The sequence below is a fragment of the Geminocystis sp. CENA526 genome (assembly GCF_050753365.1).
GTDB lineage: Bacteria > Cyanobacteriota > Cyanobacteriia > Cyanobacteriales > Cyanobacteriaceae > Geminocystis.
Window position 1 is genome coordinate 44,578 of sequence record NZ_JBLZFY010000020.1, and the last position, 6,431, is coordinate 51,008.

General features: G+C 32.7%; 12 protein-coding genes. 4 read left to right on the plus strand and 8 right to left on the minus strand.

What is annotated here, in order from left to right; genetic code table 11:
• Window positions 1-27 precede the first annotated feature (27 nt).
• Window positions 28-381 carry a type II toxin-antitoxin system VapC family toxin gene (locus tag ACN4EE_RS08260; protein ID WP_431705945.1) on the minus strand — a complete coding sequence of 118 codons (354 nt, stop codon included), beginning with the start codon at window positions 379-381 and terminating at the stop codon, window positions 28-30.
• Window positions 378-623: a hypothetical protein gene (locus tag ACN4EE_RS08265; protein ID WP_431705946.1), complete on the minus strand. Its 246-nt coding sequence runs from the start codon at window positions 621-623 to the stop codon at window positions 378-380. The genes ACN4EE_RS08260 and ACN4EE_RS08265 overlap by 4 nt, the downstream gene beginning before the upstream one ends.
• Window positions 624-832: 209 nt before the next feature.
• Here ACN4EE_RS08265 and ACN4EE_RS08270 point away from each other — a divergent pair, with 209 nt between their 5' ends.
• From ACN4EE_RS08270 to ACN4EE_RS08280, 3 genes are all read left to right on the plus strand, one after another.
• Entirely contained in the window at window positions 833-1,114 is a 282-nt protein-coding gene (locus tag ACN4EE_RS08270; RefSeq protein WP_431705947.1) for a hypothetical protein, read from the plus strand.
• Between the two features lie 23 nt (window positions 1,115-1,137).
• Window positions 1,138-1,587 carry a type II toxin-antitoxin system VapC family toxin gene (locus tag ACN4EE_RS08275; RefSeq protein WP_431705948.1) on the plus strand — a complete coding sequence of 150 codons (450 nt, stop codon included), beginning with the start codon at window positions 1,138-1,140 and terminating at the stop codon, window positions 1,585-1,587.
• Window positions 1,588-1,681: 94 nt separating this feature from the next.
• Window positions 1,682-1,807 (plus strand): hypothetical protein, encoded by a 126-nt coding sequence (locus tag ACN4EE_RS08280; protein ID WP_431705949.1) that lies wholly within the window; start codon window positions 1,682-1,684, stop codon window positions 1,805-1,807.
• Between the two features lie 311 nt (window positions 1,808-2,118).
• On the opposite strand, the gene ACN4EE_RS08285 is transcribed toward ACN4EE_RS08280, so the two are convergent.
• On the minus strand, window positions 2,119-2,433 hold the full coding sequence (locus tag ACN4EE_RS08285) for a hypothetical protein (RefSeq protein WP_431705950.1): 315 nt from the start codon (window positions 2,431-2,433) through the stop codon (window positions 2,119-2,121).
• Entirely contained in the window at window positions 2,405-2,749 is a 345-nt protein-coding gene (locus tag ACN4EE_RS08290) for a type II toxin-antitoxin system RelE/ParE family toxin (protein ID WP_431705951.1), read from the minus strand. The genes ACN4EE_RS08285 and ACN4EE_RS08290 overlap by 29 nt, the downstream gene beginning before the upstream one ends.
• A 78-nt stretch (window positions 2,750-2,827) precedes the next feature.
• Between ACN4EE_RS08290 and ACN4EE_RS08295 the strand changes: the two genes are divergently transcribed.
• Window positions 2,828-2,989: a hypothetical protein gene (locus ACN4EE_RS08295; protein ID WP_431705952.1), complete on the plus strand. Its 162-nt coding sequence runs from the start codon at window positions 2,828-2,830 to the stop codon at window positions 2,987-2,989.
• A gap of 47 nt (window positions 2,990-3,036) precedes the next feature.
• Here ACN4EE_RS08295 and ACN4EE_RS08300 read toward each other — a convergent pair whose 3' ends face one another.
• From ACN4EE_RS08300 to ACN4EE_RS08315, 4 genes are all read right to left on the minus strand, one after another.
• On the minus strand, window positions 3,037-3,789 hold the full coding sequence (locus ACN4EE_RS08300; protein ID WP_431705953.1) for an FkbM family methyltransferase: 753 nt from the start codon (window positions 3,787-3,789) through the stop codon (window positions 3,037-3,039).
• Window positions 3,786-5,084: an ABC transporter ATP-binding protein gene (locus tag ACN4EE_RS08305; RefSeq protein ID WP_431705954.1), complete on the minus strand. Its 1,299-nt coding sequence runs from the start codon at window positions 5,082-5,084 to the stop codon at window positions 3,786-3,788. The genes ACN4EE_RS08300 and ACN4EE_RS08305 overlap by 4 nt, the downstream gene beginning before the upstream one ends.
• A gap of 89 nt (window positions 5,085-5,173) precedes the next feature.
• The gene (locus ACN4EE_RS08310) at window positions 5,174-6,136 is read right to left on the minus strand and encodes a DUF2887 domain-containing protein (protein ID WP_431705955.1); all 963 of its coding nucleotides are present in this window, start codon (window positions 6,134-6,136) and stop codon (window positions 5,174-5,176) included.
• Window positions 6,123-6,431, minus strand: a 309-nt coding sequence (locus tag ACN4EE_RS08315) for a DUF4351 domain-containing protein (protein ID WP_431705956.1), incomplete at its 5' end; no start/stop codon positions are given. The genes ACN4EE_RS08315 and ACN4EE_RS08310, both read right to left, overlap by 14 nt.

Genomic DNA, 6,431 nt, shown 5'->3' on the forward strand with positions numbered 1-6,431 from the left:
GTTTTCATATTATTGTATTGAATATTATCACAAAAGAATGATTCTTCCTTCGTTTAATTCTTCGGCTAAAACTACTAAGGAAGCATCTGCATAATCCATTGGCAAATTTTGATATTGATTAATTAGTAATGCCATCCGATGGAAATGTTGATACTTTAATTCAAAAATTTTAAAAGCGTCTTCAGCTATATCTTTTAAAAATTGACATTCTTGTTTAATTCCTCCTCCCTTCGTTACAAGCAAATAACAAGTTTCTGTAATTACTGGGTGGGTAGCAATTAAAGATTCAGTGAAATTATATAAAACACTTTGAGCTTTTAAGTGATATTTATCTTTAGAGTTGAATAAAGCTAAAAAAAAGCCTGTATCTGCAATAATCATTTATTTTCTAGGGAATAACGGAAAATTTTCTCGCAGTTTTCGGATAAATCCGCATCTCCTTCAAAACTCGCAATTAAAGGACTTTGTTTGAGTCTTGCGAGGGGATCTTCTTGGGATTTTATTTGTTTAAAATAAATTTCAATGGCTGTAATAATTGAAGATTCTATATCTTGATTAGTTTTTTCTTGAATATATTGGAGTTTTTCTTGATTTTCTTTATTAAAATTAATACAAGTTTCCATGATTCTTTAATTAAATATCTAAATGTTTTAATCACAATGATATTATAGCGTGAAGGGTCAAATTTGATATTAATTCTGAGGGTAATTCGAGGGTTACTTTATTATTCATATTATCGGTACTTAAACGAAATTTGCTCATCTAATTTAATTATAAACTCGATCGAATTTTGATAAAATAAACTTTGTCGAATAAAAAACAAAAAAAATAAATGAAAGCTACTTTACAAGAAATTTTCACTCAAATTGATAGTTTAAATAAACCTGAACAAATAAAAGTTTTTCGTTATTTAGAACAAAAAATTCAAGAGCAATCATTCTCTAATCATCAATTTATTGAAAATTCAGAATATGAAGCGTTACTTCAATATATTTCTCACAATTCTGGCTTCAAATCGGAACGCTCTCTAAAAGAATTTAGAGGAATTTGTCCTGATTTATTAAATGGGGAAGATGCTCAAATTTGGATTAATCAACAACGTGAGCAATGGTAAATCTTAGACAATAAAAGCTATAAATGAAATTAGATAATTATTTAATCGGTGTTCAAAGAATTTTTCTTGATACAGCACCTGTAATCTATTATGTGGAAAATCATCCTATCTATGGGGATGTAATGCAAAAAGTAATCGATAGATTAGATGATGGCAGTTTGAAAGGGATCATTTCTCCCGTAACTTTAGCCGAATGCTTCATTATTCCTCTAAAACAACAACAAAAGAAAATACTACAAGATTTCGCCGATTTTTTATTACATCATCAGTCAATTAACATGGTTACAATTGAGACAAATATTGCTCTTTTAGCGGCACAGTTACGAGTACAATATGGTTTGAAACTACCAGACGCTTTTCAGATTGCCACAGCCATAAGAAGTAATTGTGATGTTTTTTTAACTAATGATCAACAAATTAGACGTGTTGCTGATTTACAAATCCTTGTGATTGCAGATTTTATCAATTCCTAAAACTCCCTTTTACACAAACTCGATCGATACCCAATACTTTCAGCTACTGACCCTTCTTTTGTCATTGGCAGGATACGAAGCAATCTCTTAAAACTTGATTTTTTGGAAAAGCTCGATCGCACCCCCTCACAAAACCTCGATCGCACCCCTCCACTTTCAACGATCGAACTACACCACACGATTTTCTTTGTCATTGCGAAGTAACGAAGCAATCTCTTGAAAAACTTGATTTATACGAAGGGATCGATCGACCCCCTCCACTTTCATCGATCGAACTACACCACACGATTTTCTTTGTCATTGCGAAGTAACGAAGCAATCTCTTGAAAAACTTGATTTATACGAAGGGATCGATCGACCCCCTCCACTTTCATCGATCGAACTACACCACACGATTTTCTTTGTCATTGCGAGGTAACGAAGCAATCTCTTGAAAAACTTGATTTATACGAAGGGATCGATCGAACTTCATCCTTGATTTATTGCCCAAAGTACGATCGACTATTTTTTTGATGAAATGTTAGATTATCATTAGGATTTGTGATCAATTTTTATTTCTAAACCTAAAGCTGATAATAAAGCAATGAAAGCATAAATTTCAGTTCCATCGGTGTTGACTAAGATTTGATCTAATTTGTTAAAAGCTAATTTTGCATCATTACTAAGAGTCTTATTTTTAATTTTCGCCTCAATAATATCCGTTAAAGTTAACCTTAATAATCCTGATAAATCTTCTGAATCCTGTAAAACTACTTCGATCGTCTTTGCAATTCTTTCAGGATGATTAAAAGCTGATAATAAATAATCTTGATAATTTTTACTGGTTGGTGTTTTCACGGTTTGCATAATCTTTCCAGTACTCCTGTGCTTTAATAATATCTTTTTTTTGAGTGCTTTTATCACCACCACATAATAATAATATAATGGTATTTTCTATTTGTCCAAAATAAATGCGATAACCCTTACCATAATCGATTCTTAATTCAAAAACTCCATATCCTACAGATTTATGATCTCCTAAATTCCCTAATCTAATTCGTCTTAAACGATTATCAATAATAGCTTGAGTTTTATAATCCCTGATTGAATTTAGCCATTCTTCAAAAGGACTTTTCCCTCGTGGTGTTAGATAAATTTTTAGTTCTTTTGGCTGAACTTCCATAAAAATCTTTAAAAACGAATTATGTCATTATAACTCCAAAAAATATAGCCAAATACGACATTTAATTTAATTATAAACTTGATCGCACCTTCTCACAAAAGTTCGATCGAACCCCACTACTTTCATCGATCGAACCTAATTATAAACTCGATCGAACCCTACCCCTTTCATCGATCGAACCTCATCTCAAAATCCCCTTTGTCATTGCGAGGTAACGAAGCAATCTCTCAAAAAACTTGATTTCTACGAAGGGATCGATAGTTACAATATTAAAAAATACGAGTAATTTACTTATTTTTTGTATCAATAAAAAATAGTGTATTCACAGTTTTTGCATATATTTCATAATCTAATTTATCCAAAAAACAAAACACTTCAGAATTTTGCATTTGTTTAAGAGATAATCTACTTAAATCTTCCACAAGAATTAATTTTGGTCTGTACTTTTCCCAATTATTCGATTTCAAAACCTCTAAATCTAAACCTTCAACATCAATGCTTAAAAAATCTATACTTTGATTTGGCGGTAAATATTTATCTAAAATTTCTGATAATTTATAGGTTTGAATTTCTGTTTGATCTATGATTTTATATTCACCTCTTAACCCATCTCTTTGTTTTGAAATTTCTGGAGAAAATCCATTCAATGCAGGTTCATTAAATTGATAATAAACTAATCTTTCACCATTATTAGATATAGCTAACTCCAAATTAATATCATTTGGTCTTAATTCATTAAATTTGTCCATTGAGTGTGGTAAGGGATCAATATTAATTCCTTTCCAACCTCGTAAGTAAAACATATATGTATTAGAAAATCTTTGAGGATGATGAGCTCCGACATCAACAAAAAATCCGTCTTTTTGTCTTTCAAAGAAACGAGCAAGAACTAAATCCTCCCCTTCTTGAGAAAAACAAATATTGTGAAAATTATAAGTGTTTTTTTTATAGAGATAAAAATTTTGAGGATATAAAATTAAGTTAATACCATTAAATATCCGACGATAAACATTGATGATTTTTCGCAAAAGATAGTTCATAAAGTGACCTCTTCTAAGTCTAATGAATCATAAAACCAGTTACCTCTTATTAAAACTGAACCTATGCCACTATGATTAACAGTTCCTGTTTTATAAAAATCTCCAGCCTCAACATCTAAACAACCAATAAACCCTTTTGGCCAGTCTAGTTCGATTCCATTACTGATAATTCTCACCCCAATAAAATATCTACCGTTAGAATATGGAAAATCTCTAATTTTACATTGAAAACAACCTTTAGAAGAATTAACATTAAAATAATAGCCCATATAATCACTATACAATACAGAAATAGTATCTCCAAATATATTATGTATGGAAAAACCTAAACTGACATTTTTAATATTTGTTTTTCTAGCCTCATAATAAAAACATAAATTTATATCCTCACCACAAGCTACAGATGAAACTTTATGTCCATCGGAATCCTTTATACAAAATCCTGTGAGTCGAATATCACCATTACCAGAACGGGGCAAATTAACTATTTCGACATTTCTTGTTGAATTTTCTAAATCTTGTAAATAAAAATTAATTCCAGATGAAGTTATACCATCGAATTTTACTTCCCCTCTGGATAAAACTAAAGTTCTTGAACATAATTTTTGAATAGCCGCCATTTGATGACTAACAAACAAAACTGTTCTTCCTTCATTTTGGGCTACATCCTCCATCTTCCCTAAACACTTCTTCTGAAACTGAGCATCTCCCACCGCCAAAACCTCATCCACAATCAAAATCTCAGGTTCTAAATGGGCGGCAACGGCAAAGGCTAACCGCACATACATCCCCGATGAGTAACGCTTGACGGGAGTATCCAAAAACTTTTCTACCTCGGCAAAGGCGACAATTTCATCAAACTTTTTCTTAATCTCCGCCTTGCTCATGCCCAAAATCGCCCCATTGAGAAAGATATTTTCTCTACCTGTTAATTCGGGATGAAAACCAGTACCTACTTCCAACAAACTAGCAACTCGCCCCTTTATAGAGATTTTGCCTGTCGTGGGTTCGGTGATGCGACTAAGGATTTTTAAGAGGGTGGATTTTCCTGCTCCGTTTCGTCCAATAATACCGACTCTATCTCCCCTTTTAATCTCAAAGGAAACGTCTTTTAATGCCCAAAATTCCTCTCTTTCGGCAGTGTCGAGGGTTTTTTGACCTTTAAACAGTTTTTCCCCAAAAGATTTAGCACCATTGGCGATGACATCCCGTAGGGCAGTATAGCGTTCAGGTTTTTCGTGGGCGATGACATATTTTTTACCCAGATTTTCAACGGTGATAATGGTATCTGACATATTTAGGTCAATGATGACAGTTTTGAGAATTTTATCTTAGTTAAGTAAATATTACCAACAATCTTGATAATAATCGAATTTGCTAAGAATTAATTTTGATTTTCTGTGAACCAATTATCTAAATCATCCATACCTTGAAAATCTAATAAGGCTTCCCCCAAAGACTCTAATTCAGAAATAGAGAGAGTTCTAATTTTACTTTGTAACTCATCCGATAAAGCACCACAACGACGATTTAACAAACGAATTAATAACTCCGCCTCTCCTTCTTGTCGTCCTTCTTGTAAGCCTTCTTGTCGTCCTTCTTGTAAGCCTTCTAGTCGTCCTTCTTGTAAGCCTTCTAGTCGTCCTTCTTGTAAGCCTTCTAGTCGTCCTTCTTGTAAGCCTTCTTCTTTTGCCAATTGTTTCCAGTAACTGACTACTTGTTTATATAAAACAGGTTCACTAGGCATTTTCGCAGTTTTTAGGTCTAACATAGCTAATATCTCCTCATTATTTAATTGACTGAATTTACTATTTAGTATAGCTTCGATTATATTTAATCGTCTTTGAAATTCCTGATCATTGCCTGATTCATTTAAAATAGTTTTAGCCAAGTCAAAAACTTTTGTTTCTGGGGTGACTATGAGTTTCAATAACGATAGATTCGGTGGTAAATCCGTTAATGGTAGTAAATCTTCTAGGTATAATCTTTTGACTTGATGATTGAGCAATAATTCATAAGATTTTTCTGAACCTAAATCATAGTTACGATTTTTCAGAATTAGCAATCCATACCATGATCTTTTTACCTTATATTGATACAGATACAAAAATATTTCGGCAAAGTAGCGACCATAAAAGTCTGAATCTTTCTGCATTTGTGCCTCTAAAAATATCAAGGGTAAATCTTCCCTGATGGGAGTTAATAAACCATCCAAACGAAATTCTGTGTCTTTAATGACAGGAGCATCATAAATATATTCACTATCGGGGGGAATACTGGGAATTAGTTCATGAATCAGAGAAGGTTGGGACAGAAATATTGTGTAAAAAAGTTTATCCGTTTTCATGGGTTTTGTTTTGAAACCAGTTTTCTAAATCATCCATGCCTTGAAAATCTAACAAGGCTTCCCCTAAAGATTCTAACTCAGGTATGGAACTCGATCGAACTTTTGCCATTAATTCATCGGATAAAGCACCACAACGGCGAGTTAAAAGGCGAATTAATAACTCCGCTTCTCCTTCTTGTAACGCTCGTTCTTTCCAGTAACTAACTACTTGTTTATAGAATACAGGTTCACTGGGCATTTTTGCAGTTTTTAGGTCTAACATAGCTAATATGTCCTCGTTATTTAATTGACTGAA

Coding starts and splice junctions, on each gene's coding strand:
- ACN4EE_RS08260 (WP_431705945.1), bottom strand. CDS start 381: ATGATTATTGCAGATACAGGCTTTTTTTTAGCTTTATTCAACTCTAAA.
- ACN4EE_RS08265 (WP_431705946.1), bottom strand. CDS start 623: ATGGAAACTTGTATTAATTTTAATAAAGAAAATCAAGAAAAACTCCAA.
- ACN4EE_RS08270 (WP_431705947.1), top strand. CDS start 833: ATGAAAGCTACTTTACAAGAAATTTTCACTCAAATTGATAGTTTAAAT.
- ACN4EE_RS08275 (WP_431705948.1), top strand. CDS start 1,138: ATGAAATTAGATAATTATTTAATCGGTGTTCAAAGAATTTTTCTTGAT.
- ACN4EE_RS08285 (WP_431705950.1), bottom strand. CDS start 2,433: ATGCAAACCGTGAAAACACCAACCAGTAAAAATTATCAAGATTATTTA.
- ACN4EE_RS08290 (WP_431705951.1), bottom strand. CDS start 2,749: ATGGAAGTTCAGCCAAAAGAACTAAAAATTTATCTAACACCACGAGGG.
- ACN4EE_RS08300 (WP_431705953.1), bottom strand. CDS start 3,789: ATGAACTATCTTTTGCGAAAAATCATCAATGTTTATCGTCGGATATTT.
- ACN4EE_RS08305 (WP_431705954.1), bottom strand. CDS start 5,084: ATGTCAGATACCATTATCACCGTTGAAAATCTGGGTAAAAAATATGTC.
- ACN4EE_RS08310 (WP_431705955.1), bottom strand. CDS start 6,136: ATGAAAACGGATAAACTTTTTTACACAATATTTCTGTCCCAACCTTCT.